2 protein-coding genes are annotated in these 23,356 nt (G+C 66.0%); both read right to left on the bottom strand.

Annotated elements, in window-relative coordinates; translation table 11 throughout:
• Positions 1 to 2 precede the first annotated feature (2 nt).
• On the bottom strand, positions 3 to 314 hold the full coding sequence (locus tag JWZ97_RS03260; RefSeq protein ID WP_205433355.1) for a DUF3467 domain-containing protein: 312 nt from the start codon (positions 312 to 314) through the stop codon (positions 3 to 5).
• Between the two features lie 90 nt (positions 315 to 404).
• A complete protein-coding gene (locus tag JWZ97_RS03255; protein ID WP_205433354.1) occupies positions 405 to 23,300 on the bottom strand; it encodes an OmpA family protein in 22,896 nt (7,631 codons plus the stop codon).
• Positions 23,301 to 23,356 lie beyond the last annotated feature (56 nt).

The raw sequence follows: 23,356 nt of genomic DNA, 5'->3' as shown, positions 1-23,356 counted from the left end.
TTTCAACGTCCGACAGGCAGTTGGCCGAAGCGCTTCTCGTACTCCTGGACGATGCCGGACAGCAGGATGGACAGACGCTTGGCCGCATAGGGATTGAGCACGATGCGATCGCTCAGTTGAACCACCACTTCCTGATCTTCCTTCAAATTCCACGTCTGATTCGTGCCGAAGAAAAGGGAAACTTCCTCTCGCGTGCTGGCGGCGTTCACCGCATTGGCGTAGGTGGTCTGCATCTTGGAATCGTCCCATTTCAAATGCAGATTCGGACGGACGGCATCTTCTCTGGTTTCTTGTGTAGCTGCATCTTCGCTCATTTTCTAATTCTCCTGGTCACTACCGAAAAATGGAACGCTTGGGAATCGCCGCTTACCCGGCCGCGGCCGGCCGGGTAAGCAGTATACATATTAACGATGGCCGGAACCCCAATGAATACGGGCCGGCGCCTTCCTGACTTTATTCAGGAGACTGGCCTTGACGGGCTGCCTCCCATGCTCGGTAACGTCCTCCGGCTCAAAGCCCTTCATATCGTACCAATCCGCTCGTGAAGAAGCTTGCGCCACCAGATTCGGGACAAACAGGAACTCGTCCTCGTCGGCCGCCCCGACTTCCTCACCGCGGTGCTCCCCGCGCCCGCTGAATCGCCCGTCGTTCGGATCGAAGTAACGGATGTCGGCGGAACCGAGGAACTCGCGTTCACCCGCAGCCAGAGTTTCGTCCATCAATTCGGCGGTCCGGTCCGTCGGCGTGTGGGCAAATCCGAGTACGTGGCCGATCTCATGGCCGAGCACGGTGAGCAGGTCCATGCCCCCGTAGGCCTGACTGCCCGGAGTAGCCGCCAGGGCGTTACGCCCGACGGGGCGGAGGAACTCCTCGTTCAGCCGCGGAGATGAATCGATGAACCATCCCCAACCCGCCGCGTTGTCATCGACCCAAATGATATTGCCGTCGGTACGAGCCAGCGTCGGGCCACCCAGATCGCCGATCTGGAAGTCGACGCTCCGCAGGGCCAGATCGAGCTGATCCTCGCCCACCAATCCGCTCGCCAGCCATTGTTCCCTGGCCACGGTCACTAGACCGCCCAACTGGGCCGGATCGAATAGCGTAGGCGCCGCGGCGGCCTCGGGAGTGGCCGCCGCCAGCAAGGCGGAGCCGCTGATCGCGGCGGCCGGAACCGCCGGGTCGTTGGTCTTCACCGTGACCGTGTCGAACGAGGCGCTCGCCGTCCTGGCGAAAAGACCGAAGCGACCGTCGACGCCCACCGCATTGTAAGCAAAACCCGCTACTGTCTGGCCATTGAGCGTAAGGCTGACCGTCGAGCCGCGTACCGAGACACCCAGGGTATAGTCGGAGGTGGCATTTAGCGTCGCGTTGCTGGCCGCTCGGTCGACGAACCACCCGGCGGCGGTCCTATGTCCGATCAGCACCTGCTTGCTGGCCACATCGATCGCGGCAAACTTGAAGTCGGTACTGCCGTACCAGTCGAAGACGAAGCCGGCCCTACCCGCCGTGCGGAAGGTGGAGCCGAGTTCCAGCAGCGAAGCGGTCTTCAGGTTGGTCACGCCGGACAGGTCGATCAGATTGACCGCAATGTCGCCGCTACTCGGCGGAACCGCCGACATCCGTCCACCCGCGACGGTCCAGCTGCCGGTGCTCAAGGTATCGAACATCGCCCCCGCGCCCGCGGAGAAATCGTTGCCGTACACCACGGTCGCGATCGGTGGAACGACCTGGACCGCGATGTTGTCGAGCGCGCCGCGCGCTTTGTTGGAACCGAAACCCACCATACCCCAGTTCAGGCCATAGCTGTAGCCATCGACCACGGTCGGCTGGAACGCATAGCTCAGATAAGTGGTGTTGTTGACCGCCAGCGTAGCCGTCAAGCCATTGACCGACAGCATCATGGAGTACCAGGTGTCGGACTTGATGCTGCCCGAGAAGGATGCTTGTTTGAGCACCTCCCAGCCGGCTGCGGTGCGCTGTCCCATCACCAGCTTGTTGGTAAACGCGTCGATCCCGGCGAACTTGAAGTTCGTCTTGCTTTGGTAATCGAAGACGACATAGCTGTTGGCCCCCCAGCCCCCGGTCGGCTTGATCACCTTCACCGTGGCCAGCACTTCGTAATACGAAGGCAAGGCATCGCCGACCTGATAAACGGCCACGGCGTCCGAAAGCGGCGACGTCGAGGCCACCTGCAGCGCACCGCCGGAGACCTGCCAGACGCCGCTGTCAGGGGCCAGCCCTTGCATCTGTCCGTTGTTCATATCGGCAGAGCGCAGCACGTCGCGCTTGCCGCCGGGCACGTTGCCGGCTTGCGGATCGGCCGGCGCGCCGGTCTGATCCTGCCACGCGAAGTCTTGCTGGCGCACGACCCCCAGTTCGGCATAGGGCTCGCCGTTGCGCGGATCGCCGACGCTGCCCAGGGTCTGGTCGGCACCGTCGTTCTTGCTCAGGGCGTAGAGGAACTCGGCCAACTGCGGCTGCAGGGTGCGGCTCACCGTGGCCTGGCCGAAGGGTGCAAACGGCACGATGTAGCTGTTGAACTCGCCGACCCAGTCGATCAGCCGGTCGCCACCGGTGTTGCCGATCAGCACGTCGCGTCCGGCACCGCCATAGGCGCGGTCCTCGTAGCTGCTGTTGGTATCCGGCGCTGTGTTCAGCCCGGTTCCGGTGTTCGGCGTGCTGCCGGTGCTGAGATCGTCGTCCGCGTTGAGGAGGTCGTCGCCCCAGCCGCCGTACAGGTTGTCTCGCCCGGTGCCGCCGACGATCCAGTCGTTGCCGTGGTCGCCGAAGATGCGATCGGCCCCGTCGTTGGTCGAGGTCGTCGCCCCGAAGGTCTCCGACGCATCGAAGTCCAGCACGAATCCCGGCAGGCGGGTCATCGGCGTGTACTCGTTGTACGCCGCGAACTCTCCGGTGGCGGAGTTGTAGTCGAGCACATTGCCGTCGAAGGCGGCGCGCTGGATCACGGGCCGCGCGTAATAGTCGTAGCCACTGCGGTCGAGCGCCTCGGCACCGGAGATCGCGTCATCGCCCCAGCCGCCGTGCATGAAATCGTCGCCCCAGCCGCCGTAGAGGATATCGTTGGCATAGTGCGCTTCGTAGAGCGGATCCAAGGCCGCGCCGAAGGGTTCCAGATCGACCGCTTTCTTCAACTCGCCGGCCACGTTGATGTTGGCAATCTGCACACTGCCCGGCGTCGATACCGTCTGCGGCGTGACCGCGAGCGTCACGCCGCTGAGCGGCTCGGTCGAGCCGTTGCGGCTGGTCAGGATGCGCCCGTCGTCGCCGAGCACGCCGTCGCTGCCGGTGCCCCCTGATATCCAGTCGTGGCCCCAGCCGCCGATCAGATCGTCGTCCTGGCCCTCGCCGAACAGCACGTCGTTGCCGGTCATGCCGTAGACGAAGTCGTCGCCGGACTCGCCGTGCAACTCGTCGCCCGCGCCGAGGTCGATGACCGCCGCGGGGTTCTGGTTGCCGGGCGAGTAGTCCAGCAGTTCGGCGCTGCGCACGACGATGGCGGCTTCTCCCGGGATCGCGGAATAAGCGTCATCGTAGGTGTAACCCAGATAGGCGCTACCCGAAACCAGGCGATAGACGTTGCCGTTGTCGCCCAGAATCAGGTCCGAATCACGGCCGTGCAGGCCATCGCCCGGGTTGTTGCGCGCGACATCCGTGCCCGCGCCGCCGAAGATCAGGTCGGCCTCGTCGTCGCGCAGACTCCGCTGATTCAGGCTGAAGAGCGTGGAACTGCCGCCGACGAGGTCGTCCTGGCCCAGATTGCCGAAGATGAGATCGGCTCCGGCATTGCCCTCGATGTAGTCGTCGCCGTCGGTCGCCGCCTCCGAAGAAGCATCGATGACGAGCAGACCGGCGCCATTGCGGCCGGCGCTCACCGTTTCATCGATCGAGCCGTCGCCCTGGATCGTATCGTTGCCGCGCTGACCGAAGATCGTGTCGCGCTGCGCGCCACCGGCGATGAAATCGTTGCCGAATTGGGCAGCCGACAGGCTCTGGTCCAGGGTGATCGTCCAGTCGGCCCATGCCGGCGCCGCATACGGCGTCGCCGCACGCGCACCGATCAACGGAGCGCCGTTGGCGTCATAGAGCGTCGCCCCACCCGGTGTGCGGAAGCGCGGCGTGATTGCGTCGCCAGACCCTGGATGCAGATCGAGGGTGACGTTGTCGCCGAAGATCAGGTCGTCCTGACTGCCGCCGTCGAGCGAGTCGCTGCCGGTGCCGCCGATCACGATGTCGTCGTCGGCGGCGCCGCCGATCACGTCGGCGCCGCCGGTGTCGCGCACCGTCGTCGCCAGCGTCTTCGCACGCGTCGGACCGTCGAGGCCGTCGGAGGCGTCGACGTCGAGCGTCTCGTAGTCTACCCTTGCGCTGTCGCCGATCAGCCGGTCGGCGCCGGCGCCGCCGTCCATCGTGTCGTCACCCTTGCCACCGAACGCGAGGTCGGCGCCGCCGCCCCCGTGTATCGTGTCGTCGTCGCCGATCTCGTCGTCGACGGTCCAGACAACGCGCGGGCCCCGGAACTGTCCGTCGGTCTGGTCTTCGGGGTAGGCCGAAACGCGGTAGTAGTAATTGTTGTCCGGCACGGGGTCGGGCAGCGGGTCGTTGAATACCGGAATCTGATCCCACGGCCGGTCGACGGTGATCGTATGCGCGTCGTTCGCCACGATGGTGCGGAACTGCACATGGCCTTCAGGCGAGATCGCCTGCACCGACAACCCGACGAGACCGCCGAAGTCGGTCGAGAAAGTCGCGTTCAGGTCGGTGAGCGTAGTCGCCGTCGCGCCGGTGACCGGCGGGTTGACCGGGTTCTGCTCCACCGTGTGGCCGAGTCGCGTGACGATCTGGTCGATCAGCCTGTCGGGCGTGCCGTCGTTGTTCGTATCGGTGTAGACCGTCTTCACGTAGTCGACACGGCCGCGGTCGCCGAAAAGGATGTCGTCGCCCGAACCGCCGGTGATGTCGTCCGCGCCGTCCCAGCCGAAGGCGACGATCGGCAGGCTGGACGCGCTGCCGTCGAGGCTATCATCGCCGGCGTTCAAGTTCAGCGAGAAAGCACCGTCGTCGCCGTCCTGCAGATTCACCGTGACCCGGTCGTTGCCGAGGCCGGTGTCGAGCATGGTCAGCATATGGAAGTCGCCGTTGCGCTTGGTCGTGTGGTCTTCGGCGTTGGTTGCGTAGTCGACCCGGACCTCGTCGTCGCCGCGGCCGAGGCTCACCTGCACGACCTCGAGGTCGCCGTAGGTGATGCCGCCGCCCTGCGGCCGGCCGGCGAACAGCACGTTCGGCCCCATGCCGAAGCCGGTGATGCGGCCGTGCGTGTCGCCGCCGGCGATGCGGAACTCACTGCGGTCGGTGGGCACGCCGCTGCCGCCCGCCTCGACCAGCGTCAGCGTCTTGAAGGTCGCGCTGTTGCCGGGGCCGTTGCCGATCGCCTGGATCGTCCACGCGCGCCCGAGCCCCGGCCCGACGGTGATCTCGAGCCGGCTGCCGACGAGATCGGCGAGGTCCGGCGGGGCGTTCGGGTCGAGCCTCGGCAGCACCTTGGCCACCGCGAGCAGCGCCGCGGTCTCGACGACCATCGCGTCCGGCGTCGCGCCGGCGTTCTCGGTGAAGGACTGCACCGCGCCGTCGGACGAGGTCAGCGCCCCCTTGTCGTCGGCGACGCTGTCGTCGTCGTAGACGAACAGGTAGTCGACCTGCTCGCGCTCGTCGGCGAAGAAGTTCTCGCTCAGCGAGGTCACGGCCCACGAGGTGTCGGCGGTCGGCACCGCGCCTTCGCCCAGCGCGGCCGGGTCGACCATCGTCGGGTTGCGCAGCGTCAGCTCGACCCGGTCGTCGGTCTCGTTGTTGATGGCGTCGTCGGGGTTGCCGACCACCTTCACGACGATCTTGTCGATCAGCCAGAAGCGGTTGAACAAGTCCTCTGGCCGCGACGGGTCGAGCATCACGTCGGTGCCTGGCCCCCGGCTCAGCTCGAGCGTCTTGCCTACCAGGTCCTGCAACTCGCCGATGTTGGAGTCCTCGAGTTCGAGCCGCGCCAACGCTTTCTTCAGGTCGCCGAGCGAGACCGTCATCGTCTCGATGGCGCCGCCGCCGGTACCCGGCGTGAAGCCGAGGACAGTGTCGCCGTCGGGCTTCAGGAAGTTCAGCTCGTGCGGCAACATCAGCGGCTTGGGCAGGCTCAGCGAGCCGGCGCCGGCCGCACCCTCGATGATCAGCGGGCCGCGGATCTTGTTGACGGTTTGCAACTCGGGGGCGAACACCTGCGTGTCGTTGCCGTCCCGGTAAGTGTCTTCGACCGCCGCAACCGTCACCGTGCGCGCGACATTCCAGTTGGCCGACGTGAAGGTCAGGGTCAGCGGATCGTTGTCGCCGTCGCTGTTATCACTCGTCGGCGCGACCTGCACCTTGAAATTCACGGTACGGCCGTAGGTCACGCGCGTCTCGATCGCGTCGAGATGAATCTCGACCGGCTGATTGACCTGCGGCGCACGTGACAGTTGCACCGTGTAGGTATCGGTATTGTCCGGGCGCAGCGGATCGGAGTCGCCACGCTCGATGACGTCGACCGCGCCGTCTTCCGGCGGGCGGACGATGACCATGGGCGTGTCCTCGTCGTAGAGAGCGACGACGCTGTCCTTAACGAAGGCGTGGTCGTAGCCGGGTTCGCGGTAGCTGTACTTGGCGTAGACCTGACCGGTGCGGAACTCCGGCGTCACGCCGTCTTCACCGAGGAAGGTCAGCGTGTTGCCGCTCACCTTGAAGCGGTTAGCCGCGAGCGTCTCGCTGCCGACCTTGATCGTGATCGGCAGGTCGGTGAGCGGGCGGTGCTGCAGCAGCACGTAGGAGGTCGGCTTCGCCTCGGGGATCGCCTGAATGCCAAGGCGGTCGAAGTCGCCATCGACGTTGATGAAACCGTCGGCATGGCCGCCGATGCCCCAGACCAGCGGGTCGCCGTTCAGCGGCTCCGGATCGGGATTCGCGAGCGGCGGCTCACCGTCGTCGTTGACGCTCTCCAGCGTGAAGCGAATGTAGTCGGTGTGGAATCCTTCGACCACCGTGTCGCTCTTGCCGGTGATCGTGATCGTGCGCTCCTGGTTCCAGGCGTTCGGATCGGCGTCGTTCGGGCTGAAGGTGAAGCTCCAGGTCTTCGTCGCCGCGTCGAACGCGAGGCCCGCGCCGGACAGCGTGATCTGGTCGTTGGCCGTGGCCATCTTCAGGGTGACGGCATCGGTCGGCTTGCGCGCCAGCCGCACCGTGAAATTGTCGGTGAAGCCGTCCTCGAGCACGGTGTTGTCGCGGCCGCTCGGCGTGACGATCAGACCGGCCCTATCGTCGTCCTCCATCAGTACCTTGACGCTGCGCATCTGGGCACTCTGGTAGTCCGGATCGCTGCTGTTCTGCAGCGTATGGTTGACGAAGACGAAGCGGCGCCCCTCGCTCGCGTCGTCGTGCGCCGCGCGGAAGCGGACGTACTGCACCTGGTCCCAGTTGTTCTCGTCGAAGCTCAGCGTCGGCCCGATCGCCGCGCCGGTGTTCGGATCGAAGCCGAGCGGCGCACTGAACGCCGCGCCGAACGAGGTCGCGGGCGCATAGAACTCGAGGTCCTTGTAAGCCTTCGCCTCGTCTTCCGGCGCCGGGCCGGCAAGCACCACATTGATCGTCACCACCTGACCGAGGCCGGGTCTGCGCGTCAGGCGAATACCATAACCGTCGTAGGCCCAGCCTTCGCCGCCGACACTCGCGTCCTCGACGACGCGCGTGCTGCCGCCGTGCTCGCTGACGATGACGAAGTCCTCCTCGTTATCGCCCACGTTGGCCGAAAGACCGTCGACCGGCAGCTTGTTCCAGTCCGCATCGCCGCTCTCGACGTTGTGCAGGATGATGCCGCTGTGGCCCCGGAAATCGTTGCTGATGACCGGCACCGGCGCGCGCGACGGGTTGCCGCCGACGAAGAAGGAATCGCTGCCGAGGCCGCCGTCGATCTCGGTGACGACCTCCAGTCCGGTGGACAGCACGAAGAAGCGGTCGTCGCCCTCCGCGCCGTCGGCTACCACCTTCTCGATGTTGACATAGCTGACGTTCAAGCCGGCGCCGAAGATGCCGGCGTCGGTGACGACGAAGTCGTCGGCGAACTCGGTGCCCACGATGCGCACGGTGTCGAAGCCGTCGCCGCCGTCGATGCCGACCGGCGCGTTGACGACATAGAGGATGGTGTCGGCGCCGCCGTCGCCCTTCATGTCGGTGCGCGCGCGCTCGCTGTCGGTCGAGCCCTTCAGTGCGAAGGCACGCACGGTGAACACGTCGTCGCCGTCACCGCCGTTCAGATTCAACACCGCGACGTTGTGGAACACGGTGAACTGGTCGTTGTCGTCGCCGCCGTTGACCGTCATCGGCCGGCTGATGCCGTTCGACAGCCAGCCGCGCGTGATCTCCAGCGTCGTGTATACATCCTCGGCGGTGATGTTGGTGATGAACACCTCCTGTCCGTTCTCGAACGGGTTCTTGACCCGCTCGGAGCGGAACACCTGACCGACCTGCATCCGGTCCTCGCCGAGTCCGAGATTGACCGTGGTCGCGGCGATCACGTCGTCGGAAACGACATAGTCGTTGCCGTCCAGCGTGTTGACGACCAGCCCTTCCATCTTGCGGTAGTTGAAGCGCTCGACGTTCTGTCCGCCATTGTTGATCAGCGCGACGAAACCGGTATCGGTGTCGATGCCGGGGATCTCGATCAACGGATCATAAGCGCCCAGGATCGCCGACTTCAGCGCGCCGGAGGTGGCCTGGGCAGACGTCAGCGCCGTCTGCAGCGCCGCCGGGGTCGCGTTTTCGTAAGCCGCACCGATGCGGTCGATGACGGTCTGCTTGCTGTCGGCGGCGTGATTGGCATCGAAGTACTTGTCGACGATCGCCAGCAGCCCGACCAGCCCTTCCGTCTGGTAGGCATCCTTAATCAGCTTTTCGAATTCTTTGTGGAAGGTCGAGGGCGGCAGCGGCGGCTCCTTCAGTTCCTCGATGTCGGGCTGGTAAGCGTTGGTGACGGCATCGCGCAAGGTCGGCGGCACCTGGATCTGGGCTGCTTCGTAGGCCTTGGTGATCGCGGTGCGGATCTCGTCGAGCTTGCGGTAGGTCTTCGAGTCGAAGATCTCGGTGACCCGCAGGTGCAGCGCCGCGAGCTGGGTGGCGTCCAGCTTCTGCTGTGCCGCCGCGTTGGCGGTATCGATCGCATTCAAGACCGGCTGTTGCACCGCAGCCTGGAACTTGTCGATCAGTTGCTCGACGAGCCCGGCCGGGATGTCGTGCGGACCGTAGGCGTCTTCCAGCGCCTGCAGAACCGCACCGAGTTTGTCCGGCTCGCCGGAATGGAAGATGCGATCGACGATGCCCTGGCTGGTCGGGTCGGCGTCGTTGCCGATCAGCTTCTCCAGCGTCGGGAAGTAAAAATCGGCCATCGCGCGCAGTAGCACCGTGTCGGCCTGCGGCGTCCCGACCAGCGTCAGGATATCGGTGTCGTTGACGCTCGTGCCGGTGTCGTACGCGGTCGTCAGCTCGGTGATGGAGCCGCCGCGGGCGGTGATGCGGTAGCTGTCGCTGCCCGCCTGGCCATCGAGTATGTCGGAGCCGTAGCCGCCGATCAGCAGATCGAGGCCGTCGCCACCGTACTCGCGATCGTTGCCCTGGCCGCCTTCGAGGATGTCGTTGCCGATGCCGCCGTAGAGCTTGTCGGGATCGGAGTTGCCCAGCAGCTCGTCGTTGCCGGCGTTGCCCTCCATCGTGTCGGCCCCGGTGCCGCCGAACAGGCGGTCGTCGTCGGCGTCGCCGAAGATCGTGTCGTTGCCGGAATCGCCGTGGACCTCGTCGTTACCCGCATTGCCGTGGATCGTATCGCCCTCGGTGCCACCGAAAATGCGGTCGCCGCGGTTCGTCTTGATCGGATCCTTCGCGTCGGCGCTGTTCGGGTCCATGCCGGGCGGCAGCGCCTCGAGCGGGTTTTCGTCGCCGCCGTTGATCGTATCGACACCCCCCTCGCCGTAGAGCGTGTCGGCGTCGAGGCCGCCGTTGATCGTATCGTCGCCCAGGCCACCCCAGACGCGGTCCTTGCCTGCATCGCCGTTCAGCGTGTCGGCGTACCCCTTGCTGCCCTTGCTCGTGTCGGCCACGGTGAGTACCAGCCGGCCGGCGTCGACCGTGACCTGGCCGCCCTCGCCGATCAGCACGTCGTCGCCGCCGCCGCCCTCCAGCGTGTCGCCGCCGCCGGCACCGAACAGCAGGTCTTCGTCGGCGCCGCCCAGCACATGGTCCACGCCGTCGCTGGCCTTGGCGGCAATGGTGATGACATCGCCGAGGATCGCATCCTTGACCTTGCCATCGCCGAACAGCCAGTCGCGCCCTCCCTTGCCGTCGAGAACGTCGTCACCGGCCTCGCCGAAGATCGTGTCCGCGCCGCCGCCGCCGGTCAGGACGTCCTTACCGGCGCCGCCGAGGATGTAGGCCTTGCCCTTGCCGCTGCCGGCGCTGAGCTCGTCGTCGCCCGAGCCGCCCTCGAGATCGAAATCGATGTCGGCCGTGACGCCCGACAGATCGACCTTGTCCTTGCCGTCGCCGGCGAGCGCGAGTATCAGCTTCGTCGCTTCGTAGGTCTGCGCCTCCGAGTCCTCATAACCGTCGCCGTCGAAGTCGACGAGTGTGGACCAGACCTTCACGTGGCTGGCGTCGTTGCCCTGCTTGACGATGAAGGTCTCGTCACCGTCGCTGAGGTCACCCTCGACGCGCTGTTCGGCGAACTTGCCCAGATTGAGCTGCAGCACGCCGTCGCCGAGTTCGGTGGCGAGCGTGGGCACGCGGGTGAAGTTGCTCTCGAAGTCCAGCAAGGTGATCGGGTCGGTGATGTGCCAGCGTTCGTCGATCTGCAACAGCAGCAGGTCGACCTTGACGAATGCGAACAGCTCGGCCGTCAGCTTGCCGGTGATGTCGAACACCGCGAGCGGCGCGGTCACCGGGTCGAAGTAGCGCGCCTGGTTGACGACGTTGGCCACCAGTTCCTTGATGCGCACGCGGCCGTCGCGATCAGGATCGTGCAGATCGAAGTCGATATCCGCGAACAGCCCGCCGCCGACGCCCCCGCGCGCGACCGCGAGGTTAAGCTCCGCCGCCGCCCACAGGCCGATGTCGAACTGCAGCTCGGGCACGTCCAGCTTGCCGCTCGGATCGGCGAGCTTCGCGAAGTCGAGATCGTCGACATAAAAGCCGTCGAACAGCAGCAGCGGACTCTTGAAGCCCGTGGAGGCGAACTCGGTGACGCCGAGCGTATCGTAGGCGAAGCGGAAGGGACCGAACTGCGCGGCGAAGTCGGCGTTGATGGAAACGCCGAGCGGGCCCAGCAGCGAAAAGAACGCGCTGAACGAGGCATCCAGTTCGAGCGCATCCATGCTGAAGGAAACGAGATCGGCCGGCTGGCCGAGCAGCATGCCGAAGATCTGCGAGGGATCGTCGATGACCGGCAGCTTGAAGCCGAAGCTGGCGCCGCCGCCGGGCAGCATCTTGCCGACCGACTGCTGCAGCGAGCTCGCGACGGTGCCGAGGGCCTCCTGTAGTTCCTCGGGTAAAAAGTCTAGGCCGGCCAGCAGTTGTGTCTTCAGCGCGCCGAGGTCGAGGTTCGGGTCGGACAGGTCTATGCCGCCCGCCGCCGCGGCGAAGCCCTGGGCCGGCGCCTGGTAGATCACCAGGCTGGGCAGGTACTGGTCGAAGTACATCACGGCGTTCTCGCCGGCCGGCACCGACAGCGAGTTGGCGATGTCGACGACCTGGTCGATCACCTGTATCGCCTTGACGATGCCCGGATTGACGAAGCCGGACATCGCGGCGATGTCGAGCAGCGAGGTCGGGCCAGCGAGCTGCGAGATGACCGGGATCGGGGCGGTCAGGAAGTCGAGGAAGGGCTTGACCGGCTCGGTGATCTCCTGGACCTTCGAAGCGATAGGCCCGATCAGGTCGGTGAAGTAGCTGCCGAGATCTAGCCCCACGTGCTCGAAGAGCACCGACTGCAGGCCGTTCTTCAGGAAGCTGCCGTCGAGGTCGGCCAGCGAGATGGTCTGGCCGGCGGCGCGGTCGCCGACGCCCCATTGGAGCGTGAAGTCGGCGACGACGCTGGGGAAATTGGTCGGCGCGCTTGGCACGAGGTCGCTGCTCAGCGCGAGCCGCATGTCGAGATCGACGACGGCTTCGGCGGCGATGCCGACATCCAGGCCGAGTTTGCCGAGTTCGTTGAATCCGAGCTTGGTGTCGGCGTGGTTGCTGCTGTTGAAGAGATCGACCGCAAAGCTGGCACCGAGGTGCGTATACAGATCGTCGCCGTCGGTGACATCGTCCTTCGCGCTCAACTGCAGGAAGCCGAGCTTGCCGGTGATGCCGCCGCCCGGCACGGTCAGGTCGACGTCGAGCGTCAATTCGTTCGGGCCGTCGAAGTCCTCGTCCAGGTCGTCGCCGACATCGAGATAGAAACCGTCGGTGGTGTTGAGGCCGAAACCGAAGGCCAGCGTCCAGCCTACCGTCAGGTTGACCGCGCCCTCGGTCTCCAGGCCCAGGCCGGGGATGCCGATGTCGAAACCTATGCCGGCACCGGCGTCGTAGCTGTCGCCGAGTTCGAAGTCCCAGTCGAAGAAGACCTTTTTCGGGTCGATTTCGGTCGACAGGTTGCTGAGGTAACGGATGTCTCCGGCATCCTTGTGGCCGTCCGCGTTCTGATCGACCAGCAGGCCGAGCCCGGCATCGCCGAGTAGCTTGCCGAGTATCTTCGAGATCGGGTCGGGTTCGGCGGAAGCCGCGGCGAGGCCGGCGCCTCCGGCGGCAGCCTGGAAGGCCGCGGCCGGATTCGCTAGGTCCTCGACCGCCTTACGGAAATCGACGATGAAACCGTCGCGGAACTTTCCTATGTCGTCCACCGCGCCGGCGAGCTTGTCGCCGATCAGCGGCAGCGAGACGCCGCCGACCTCGCCGTCGAGCACGTCCTGCAGCCCCTCGAGGAACAGGTCGACACCGTCGACGCCGAGCAGCAACTGATCGAGCAGGCCGAACTTGGACGGATCGAATGCGAACAACTCGCCGAGCCCGATCGGCGTGACGCCGTCGGGGCCGACGGCGCTCGGCGTCGCGCTGGCGTTCCACTCGCCGTTGGTCAGCGACAGGTTGGCGAGGAACTGGACGGTACCGGCGAGGATGGAATCGGTCGGGAAATAAACCGGCAGCGAGACGCTGACCTGGCCGCCGACCTGCGCGTTGAAGTCCGTGTCGAGGTCGATATCGCCGAGCAGCGAACGATGGTTGACCCAATCGGCATTGCCCAGCCCGATGTCGAACAGCTTGCCGCCGCCCAGCGTGCCGTTGATCTGCGCGCTGCCGCCGTCGACGAACAGGCCGAGCGGACCGACCGCGGCGCGGAAGCTGAGATTTTGTCCGGCGATGTTCAGCATGCCGTCGAGGCCGGTGCTGTCGTAGATGAAGACCTGGGTGGGGTCGTCGACGCGGATGCCGAAGTCGAACGACAGGTCGAGCGAACCGGAGGCCGTGAGGTCGGCGGCGCCGCCGAAGTCCACGGGCAGGTCGAGACCGAGATCGAGGGCGAGGTCGATGCCCAGCGTCTTGCTGAAGCCGGCGGAGACGTCGATGTCGAATTTCAGGACGCTGAAATCGTCCGCGGTCGAGAGGGTGTCGTTGTCGTCGAGTACGAGTTCGAGGTCGAGCAGCGGGCTGCCCTGCGGCAGACCGAAAGCGCCTTCGAGCTTGGTCTCGAGGAACTGCACGGTGGCGGCGGGGTTGGCGCGCGCCTCGTCGAGCGCATCGGCGAAGCGGTCGGCGAGGCCGATCAGGTCGTTGACGCTCACGTCGACGAGCGGCAGCGGCTCGTTGAGGAAGCCGAAGGACTCAAATTGACCGAGGAAATCGGCCAGCGCCTGCAGGCCGGCGAGGATATTCTGGAAGTTGAACTCGGGCGTCTGGAACGCGAGCAACTGATTGAGATCCGGGTAGACGAAGCTGATGTCCGGGGCCTGGCCGCTGAACGGGTCGCCGAGGTCGGCGACCACGATGCCGATCTGCGGCTTGGGGCCGAGGTTCAGCCCCGGCAACGTCGGGTTGACGTCGACGTCGAGCAGGATCTGCCCGCCACCGGTCAGCGACGGCGCATCGACGAGGGTGTCGAGATCGTCCAGCGCGCCGATCAGTTCGGCCAGCGAGATGCGGTTGCCGTCGGCGTCGCTGTTGTCGCCATCCGGGTCCTTCAGACCGAGCGCCAGCGTCGCGTTGAGCGTGCCGCCGCCCGCGACCTCGATGCCGACGAAGCCGACGCTCGCGGTGCCCGACAAGCCGTCGTCCTCGATGCCGTTGCCGTCCGGGTTCAACACGTTGCCATTGGCGTCGAGGGTCGGCGTGCTCAGGTGCAGGCCGATGTTGGCGCCGACGTTCTGCAGGAAGAAACGGTCGAGTGGCCGCAGGCCGGCGATGTCGCTGCCTTCGATGATGCCGTCGGCCTCCTCGCCCTCCTGCGCGTCGTCGCGCACGATGCCGAGCTTGATCGCGACGATCGCGTTGTTCGCCGCGCGCACCGTAAACAGCCCCGGGGTCGGCTGCGCCGGCACGGTCGTGTCGTGCAGATCGAGGCCGGTGCCGCGCGCGCCTATCGCCGCGGTGACGGCGTTGCCGGTCTGCTGGGCGATACGCGAGATCACGTCGTTCAGCGTCGTCGCGCCATCGAGCGTGATCGCATGCGTCGCGCCGTTACGCGTCGTGATGACGAAGTCGATGCTGTTGCCATGGGTCGTGCCGGCCGGCAGGCCCAGTTGCGACTGCGCGACCGCATTCGCGGCCGACAGGGTAAAGCTGGTCGCGGCGTCGACCGTCCAGAAACGCAGGCGGCCGGCCGAGTAGCTGACCTGGATGCGATTGACCGACTCGGTCGTGCCGTTGCCATCGAGGTCGAGATCGGCCTTGATGCCCGCCACCTTGTCGAGCTGCGCCTCGATGTCGCTGACGATGTCGAATGCGTAGCGGTTGCTCGCCGTGTCGGGCGCCGTCAGGGTGAGCGTGAACGGGCTGCCGCCGTTGACCGTGTCCGTGGCGAGGGTAAAGCTCGCATCCGCGGTCAAGCGGCCGCGCAAGGCCTGCAGATCTTTCGTCGCGGCGATCCGGAACGGGCCCGGCGCTCCGGTCTGCGACGTGGCGAAGCCGAGTACCGTCACCGCCGGATCGTTCGACGCGGCGCTCAGGCTCAGTGAGGCGAGCGATCCGCCGATCACTTCCTGCAGGCGGATACGTTGGCCGTCGAGCGTGGCGACGACCTTGCCGGCGAGCCCGGCGGCCGCGAGGGCGGCATTCAGGTCGGTGATCAGCTCGGCCTGCGTCGTATTGGTCTGGGTCGCCGACTTCGTCAGCGTCACCGTCTTGTCGCTGCCGTCGACCGTCAGCGTGAAATGCGCATCGGCGGCGAGCTTGCCGTCGCCGGATTGCAGATTGCCGCTCGCGACGATCTTGCGCGGGCCCGCCGCGCCCTCCTGCGAGGCGGCGAAGCCGATGTCCTTGACCGCCGCGTCGGAGGTCGACGCGGTGAGCTTCAGTGTCGTGAAGCTCGCACCCGGAGCCTTCTCCAACGCGATGCGCAGCCCGTCGGCCACGGCCACCACCTGGGTGTCTAGGCCCTTCGCCTGCAGCGCGGCGTTGATGTCGGCCGCGAGATCGGCCGCGGTCGCGTTGTCGTCGCTCGCCTGCTTCGTGACCGTGACGGCGACCGCCGCCGCGCCGTCGATGGCAAGGCCGAAATGCGCATCGCCCGAGAGCACGCCGTACACCGTCCGCACGTCCCCGGTTCCGTCGATGTGCAGGTCGGTCGAAATGTCGATGCCGCCGTTCAACTCGCTCAGCAGCTCGGTGCCGTCGAGCTTGGTCGACGCCGGGGCCTCGCCCAGGTAGACGCCTATCGTCAGGTTCAGGTTGCCGTCGGCCTTCAGCCGGATCACCCCGCCGGTCTGCAGTTTCAGGAATTCAGGCAGGTTATCGAGGGCGAAGTCGACCGGAAGATCGGTCTGCCCGAAAACGTCGGACAGGGAGAGCGTGAAGCTCAAGATCTGTTCGCTGGGGTTGTAAACGAGGAGGTTTTGCAGGCCGAGCACCTCGGCGAGCTTCAGCGCCATCTCGTCGACCGTCGCGAAGGTCGCGACGTTGTCGGCGTTCACCAGCTTCCAGCGGTCGTTGCCGAACTTGGTGTTGTCGGCCGTGTTGGCGGATTTCAGCGTGACGGCGACGGCCGGCGCACCGTCTATGACGACCTGGAAACTCGCGTCGGCGCCGAGTTTGAGATTCGGAGGCGTCGCGCTCGCGGTCAGTGCCTGGTACAGCGTGCCGGACGAGCTTTGGTTGCCGAAGCCGAGACCCGCGGCCGCGGTAACGCTGAAGCTCCCGATCGCCGCGTCGTTCGCGACGAGGCGGATCTTGCCGTTGTCCGGTCCGCCTACCACCGCCTCGGCGCGCAAGCGGTCGGCCAGATGGGCGTCTTCGAGCGCGGCGTTGAGATCGAATACCAGGCTGTTCGCTGCATCGATGCCGTCATCCCCGTCGTCGAGCAGCAGTTTGTCGCGGAAGGCGTCGGCGAATCCGAGCACCGAGTCCAGCGCCGTGCCGACCAGCGGGATGTCGAAGTTGGCGAACTGATCGCCGTGGCGGAAGTCGTCGAGCCAGTTCGTCAGCTGGCCCAGCAGGCCAACCAGGCTTGCGGCATCGATGTTGCCAAAGTTGCCGAGGTCGGTGAGTTTGGCGCCGAGCGTCACCGTCGAGCTCGAAAGATCGCCGAGATCGCCGATGTGGACCGTGATCGCATAGTCCGGATCGACCGGCGGCACCGCCGGCAGGCCGAGGAACGGAGCCTCGACCGGCAGAAACAGATCGACCGAACCGCTGAACTGCGTCGTCAACAGGGTGGCCGGATCGGCGATACCCTCTTTCAGCTCGCCGAGATCGATACGGCCGTCGTCGGCCTGCGTCTTCGGATCCTTCAGCGATACGGTCAAGGCGATCGGCGAGGGGGTCGTCAACGTGCCTTCGTCGACGCCGATCGACAGGAATCCGAAGCGCGCACTGGCCTCGATGTCGCTGGCCGTCAGGTCCACGCTGGCGTTAGCGCTCGGATTGCGGACGAAGAACCACTTGTCGGGATCACCGGAGGAAACCAGTTCGGCGATGTCGGCGCCGAAGACGATGTCGAGCCCCAGGCTGGCATCGACGGAGGCGTCCGTCTTGAATTTCAGGCCGGCGAGGCCGCCGGCGAGGTCTATGCCGTCGCCGAGCGCCAACTGCTGGTCGAGCACGCTCTGGCTAAGCTGCAGATGGTAGGTGAGCTCGGTCGACGACGAGTTGTAATCCAAGCCCAGCGCCTGCGGCTCGATACCGAGGTTGGCGGCGATGCGCTTGGCGAGCTCCTGCACCGACGGGATCGCCGCCGAGCCTCCGATGCCGCCGGTAATCGGATCGATGACGGCGGTCTGGAATTTGTTGACGAAGCCGACGATGGTCGTCAGCCCGTCGGAGAGGAACGGCACCTTCGCGCCGAGCGCATCGTCGAGCTGGTCACGCAGGGACGTGAGCTGCGTCGCGAACTGGGTCGCGTCGAGCTGCAGGAAGCGCATCAGCGCAGCGCCGCCGGCCGAGCCGACAGTCGCCTGGACGTCGACGTTGCCCGGCCCGTTGAGCAGCGGCGCCTCGATATCGTCCCAGGTGACGGTGGCGCGCGCGTCGAGCAGCGAGAACGGCGCCGCCTCTCCCGGCAGGAAGGCCGACACGCCGAAAGTGCCGGTCAGCGTCACGTCCCGGATGTTCGGCGCCGGGTCGCCGACCAGGTTCACCGCGGTGTAGTTCGCCAGGTTGGCGAGCAGGTCGGACACCTGGACGAAGGAGTCGCCGGCGTTGTTGATATCGATGTCGAAGTGCACGCCGGGCGCCATCGCGAGCGCCGCGTTCGTCAGGTCGACGCCGAGGAAACCGAATTGGCCGGAGGCCTCGACGCTGTCGAGGTTGCCCACGTGGATGTTGTCGATGACGATATCGTGGCCCGCGTTCGAACGGACGTAGAAGCCATTCGTGTTGTCGACGCCGAAGACCAGGTTCAGCGTGACGTCGGCGCTCACGTCGACCTTGCCGGCAAGCGAGATGTCGCCGCCGAGCAAATCGAGATCGACGTCGGCGCGGCCGCTCATCGTCTTGCTGATACCCGCGAGCGTCAGTTCGAAGCCGGTAAGCAGGTCGCCGCTGAAGCTCACCGAGCCGGTGCCGGACTGGTCGAGCGCGTCGAGCGCGTCGGCGAGTTGCTGCAGGGTCGTGAACGACGACAGGTCGGCGAGCGTGATCGCGCCGGGACCGGTCGTGAAGAAGCGGCGCAGGAAATCCTGCGTGTCGGTCGAAGCCTCGACCACCTGTTCGGCCTGTGAGGGAACCGCCTCGCCCGGCGTCGAGATCGGCAAGTCGTTGTTCAGCGAGACGTTGTTCAAGGCCCGCGCGAACGAGGTACCGAAGAACGGCAGGTCCTGCCCGAGACCGTCGTCGAAGGTCAGCAGGTCGAACAGGGACTCGAAGGCGCCGCGCACCGTGTCGAAGGGGTTGTCGAGGGGATCAGGCAGGCCGTTGTCGTCGATCGCCGCGACCTGCACGAAGTCGACATGCTCGCGCTTGCCGCTGAGATCGACGATCTCGCGGAAACCGGCGCCGCTGGCGCTCTCGGGCGCATCACCGCCGGTCAGCACCAGCGTGTTCTGGCCCGGCTCGCCGCCGTTGACGAGTATGCCGCCCGGCACCGCGAGCGCCCCGTGGCCGTGGTTGATCGTGAACGTGTCGTCGCCGCCGCGCAGCAACCCCTCGACCGAGTCGAAACTGTCGTAGCGCGCGGAGTAAACCACCGCGCCGCCCGCATTGTCGTCGACAACCTCGAAACGCAAGGGGTTGCTCGCGCTGATCGACAGCGTGAAGCTGTCCGCCGTGCTCGCGCCGAGGATCTGCAGCTTGCTCGGCTGCGCCAGGGCGAGGATGTCGGAACCGCCGATCGACCAGGCTCCGCGGCCCATCGTTCCGGCGACGAGCACGTCGTTTTGCGTGATCGTGCCGCTGCCATCGCGGTCGACGTACTCGATATCGCTGACCAGCGCACTCGGAAGGCCGCTGCCGACGCGCGACCAGTGTGCCGTGGCGTCGCTTGCGGTATCCGGGTTGAACAGCCGGGTGACGCCGCCGCTGCCGCCGAGCAGCAACAGGTCGCCTCCGGCGTTCTCCACGTATTCCAGGCTCAGCTGATCCTTCTGGCCGATCTGGCCGAGGTTGCCGCTGATGCGCACCCACGCCTTTGCGTTGTCGGTCACGTCGTCGATGCGGAACACGTTCGTACCGTCGGTCGCATAGACGACCTTCCAGTTATGCGGATCGACCGCTATCGCCTGGATGTTGCCGGCGCCGGTGACGGTGCGCGACGTGAACGCGGTGTTGACCACCTGGCGCACCAGCACCTGGCTGCCGCGTGCGGCGATGACGAGGTCAGCGTTCGCCGCGTTGCCGATGCGGCCGCCGTAGATCAGGTCGCGCACCGGCCTGCCGGCGACCGCCGGGTCTATCGTCGACACCTGCTCGAGCGGCAGCACACGGTTGGGTCCCGGTGCGAGATTGACGTTGATGCTCTCGTAGATGCCGTTGTAACCGATGACCATACGCGTACGGTCGATCGCATTCAGCGCCATCGGGATGCGGTCGAAGCCGAGGTTGCGGTCCAGCGGGTCGATGCCGCTGAGGCGCGCGGCGCCGGCTGCCGCGGAGCGCAGGCCGATACGGAACGACTGCGTGGTCGCGTCGGCCGGGTTGGCATCCAACTGCGTCGCGTTGGCGTCGAACTCGTAGACGTCGAGAAACTTGAAATTGTTGAACAGCGAATAGCGCAGCACCCGATCGTCGCCCGGCGTGCCATCGCTGTTGAAGGGCAACGCAATCTGGGCATTGCCGTCGCCGGCGGTATCGCCGGTCCAGAAGAAGCGTTCGTCCGCCTCGTCGACGGCGCCGTCGTTGTCGTTGTCGAGACCGTCGGCGTTACCCGTCTGGTAGGTCGAGCCGTCGTCCTGCGCGCCGATGAGGATCGTCCCGTTCAGCGTGTCGAAATCGAGGTCGAGCACCTCGGTCGAGCGCAGGTCGCGGTTCTGCGAAGTCCAGCGGCGCTCGCCCTGCGACACATCGTCGCCAACGGCCGGTTCATTGCGCGGGTTCTGCAACCGGTACAGTCCACCGTCGGTGATCTGCATCAGCTGGTAGTCGCCGACGAAGACGAGGCCGCGCGAATCGGCGTGTGGCGCCGTGATGTGCAGCGCGTCGCTGGTGTTCGAGCCGACGAGTTGCTCCCAGCCGCCGGCGCCGGCGTTCAGCGTCGGGTCGAAGCGGAAGATGCGGCCGGCGAAGTCGGAAAGGCCGAGCGAGTTGTTGGTCGTGGTCGGCTGGCGGTCACCGGCGACGTAGAGGATGTTGGGGTTGGTCGGATCGACGACCATCGAGAAGTGCGTGTCGCCCTGGCGTCCCGGGTGCAATCCGGTCACGACCCCCGGTGCGGCGCCGTCGGTCGACGTCGGCACCGCGATCGCCGACCAGTTGTCGCCGTGGTCGGTGGTCTTGAACAGGCTGACCAGGCCGCGCCGCTTGCCGGTGATGTCGAAGATGCCGTTGGCGTTGACCGGGCCGATCACGCCGGTATAGAGCGTGCCGCTCGCCGCATCGATCGCGAACTTGATGCGCGTCGAACCCTGCAGCAGGTCATCCTGCCCGTTGGCGTCGGTATCGCCCATCTGGAAATTGTTGTTGATCGCTACCCAGGACGCGTCACCCTCGGTGAAACGGAACAAGCCCTGGTTGATGTTGGCGGCATAGACGCGCACCAGCGCGCCGCTCGTATCCATCGCGAGGTCGGTGTAGGGGCCGCCCTGAAGCCCCGCCATGCCGCCGGCCCCGGAGATCTTCTGGAAGGCCTCGAGCGTGCCGTCGGCTGCCACCTCGAGCCGGAACACGCCGCCGCGGTCGTCGAGCACGCCGTCGCCGTCGCGGTCGACGTCGAAGGTCGAGACGAACACCACCTGCGCCCCGCTGGCCGTGGTCATCGTCGTCGGCAGCACCTTGGTGACGACGAGCCCCTGGAGTTCGTTGGCGGCGAGCGGCTGCCAGTGATCGCCCCGGTCGGCGCTAAACAGCAGGCCGTCAAGCGGACCGCCGAGTTTTTTGAAGCTGCTCGTGCGGGCGAGGCCGGCATAGAGCGTCTCGTGGTCGAGCGGACTGATCGCCAGCGACCCGATAGACAGCGACTGCATCTCGTCGGTCAGCGGCTCCCAGTTCTGAATCTGCAGCTCGACTCGGCGATTCTCGGCGGAGTGGCCGCTGCCGTCGTTTTTCGCGATCGGGCGCGTCTCGCCGTAGGCGACGACGTTCAGGCGGCTGGGGTCGATGTGCCGAATGTCGACGAGATAGTTGCGCACGTTGGTCGCACGCGTCAGCGACAAGGTCTCGTTGTCGGCCGCCAGGCCGCTGGAATCGGTATGGCCGCCGATCTCGACGGTCAGCGTCGGGTGCTGCTCGAGGAAATTGGCGAAGGCATTCAGCGTGTTCTTGTCGGCGAGGTCGAGGGTCGCGCTGTTCAGATCGAACAGCACCTCGGTGCCGCCGCTGTTGCGCCAAACCCCGCCGTTGGTCGTGCCGATGTAGGTCGTGAAGCGGTCCGCCGGGTCGACCACGATTGCCTGGATCGCGCCGGCCACCGGGTCCCACAGCAATGGCGTCGCAAGGCCCGTGGCATAGGGCCGGGGGCCTTGTTCGACCCATTGCGGCGAATTGGCGCTGAAAAACACCTGGCCGCTGAATCCGGCGGCATTGAGCGAACCGCCGCCGAGGTAGGCGCGCTCGACGCTGTCGAGCACGATCGTGTCGAGCGCAGTGTCGGTGAGGACCAGCGAACCCGAGCCGGCGAAGCGCAACGAATCGGTGTCGCCGGCGCCGGCGTTCACCGTATAGACCACGCCCGGGCTCAGTTCGGCGAGCGTGATATCGTCGTCCCCAGCTCCGGCCGCTATCGTCACCGGCGCCGTGAAGTCGGTATCGAGCGCCTGCACGACGATCGTGTCGTCGCCGTCGAGCGATTGGATCGTCAGCGAGGTAATGCTCGCCGCGGCGGTGAAGATAATGTCCTCGGCCGTATCGACACTGACCGCGAAGCGGCCGTCATCGGTCGCGCCCTGATCGAGCAGCGTGATGCGGTCGGACGAGCCCGCCGGCAATGCGGGCAGAAACAGCGTCTTGGCGCCGCCAGTCGCGTCTATGATGGGCTCGAAGCCGGTATAGCTCAGCGAGTCCGAGTCCCGAGCGATGGTGCCGGAATCCACGCCTGTCGCGACGAAGCTCACGTTGGCAAAAATGCCGTCGCTCAGTTCAATCAGGTCGTAACCGCCTTCGCCGCCATCGACGTATCCGCTCAGCTCACCCGCCGCCTGGAAGACGAAGGTATCCTGATTGTCGGCTGCGCCTGCGAGATTTTCGATACCGGCGAAGGCCACGTTGCCGACGGTTCCCGAGCCTTCGCCCGAAATCTGCCAGGTGGAGTCGGCCGCCGGTCCTTCCAGGGTGTCGTTGCCGGCACCGCCGTCGACGTCCACCGCACCATTCCAGCCATCGACGGCGAACGCGTTGTCCCCTGCCCCGCCCAGCAGAGAAAGGTTCTCGAAGCCGAACAGGTCGAAGGATTTGTCGCCGACGGCGAGGATGGTGCCGGACAAGTTGAAGCTCTCGTCGGCCCATGCCGAAGCGATCAGCGTGTCTGCGCCCGGGCCATCATCGAGCAGGGAGATATTGAGCGATTGCAGGCTTTGCAGATCGAGGCGCAAGGTGTCGGGAGAGGCGCTGCCGGCTATGGTCAGACCGTCGTCCGCCGCCGTGGCCGCGACCGAAGACAGGACTTGGCTCTGGGCGTCGACCAACTGGTACACGTTCGCGAGTTGATCGAAGCGCAGCGTCACATCCTGCGCGCCTCCACTGGCGAGGTCCGGCGCCAGATCCGCGGACAAGAGCATGCGCGGCTCCAGCGCTTCGAACATCACGCGTCCGGAACTGGCAGTGTCGTGCCTTGCACCGCCCGGCAGGGACATGGCCTTGCGTATGCGTCCCCACCAACTCGCGCTGCGATCAGCTGCCTTGGCGTTGGATAAATCGCGACGAATTTGCTCGAATGGATAGGCCATGACACATCTCCCGAATGAAACCACGTCCGGCCGCCCCGCCGGAATGCGCAGATTGA

The organism is Methylococcus sp. EFPC2 (genome assembly GCF_016925495.1).
In the GTDB taxonomy this organism is placed as follows: Bacteria; Pseudomonadota; Gammaproteobacteria; order Methylococcales; family Methylococcaceae; genus EFPC2.
This window is presented reverse-complemented; position numbering and strand designations above follow the sequence as displayed.

Coding starts and splice junctions, on each gene's coding strand:
- JWZ97_RS03260 (WP_205433355.1), bottom strand. CDS start 314: ATGAGCGAAGATGCAGCTACACAAGAAACCAGAGAAGATGCCGTCCGT.
- JWZ97_RS03255 (WP_205433354.1), bottom strand. CDS start 23,300: ATGGCCTATCCATTCGAGCAAATTCGTCGCGATTTATCCAACGCCAAG.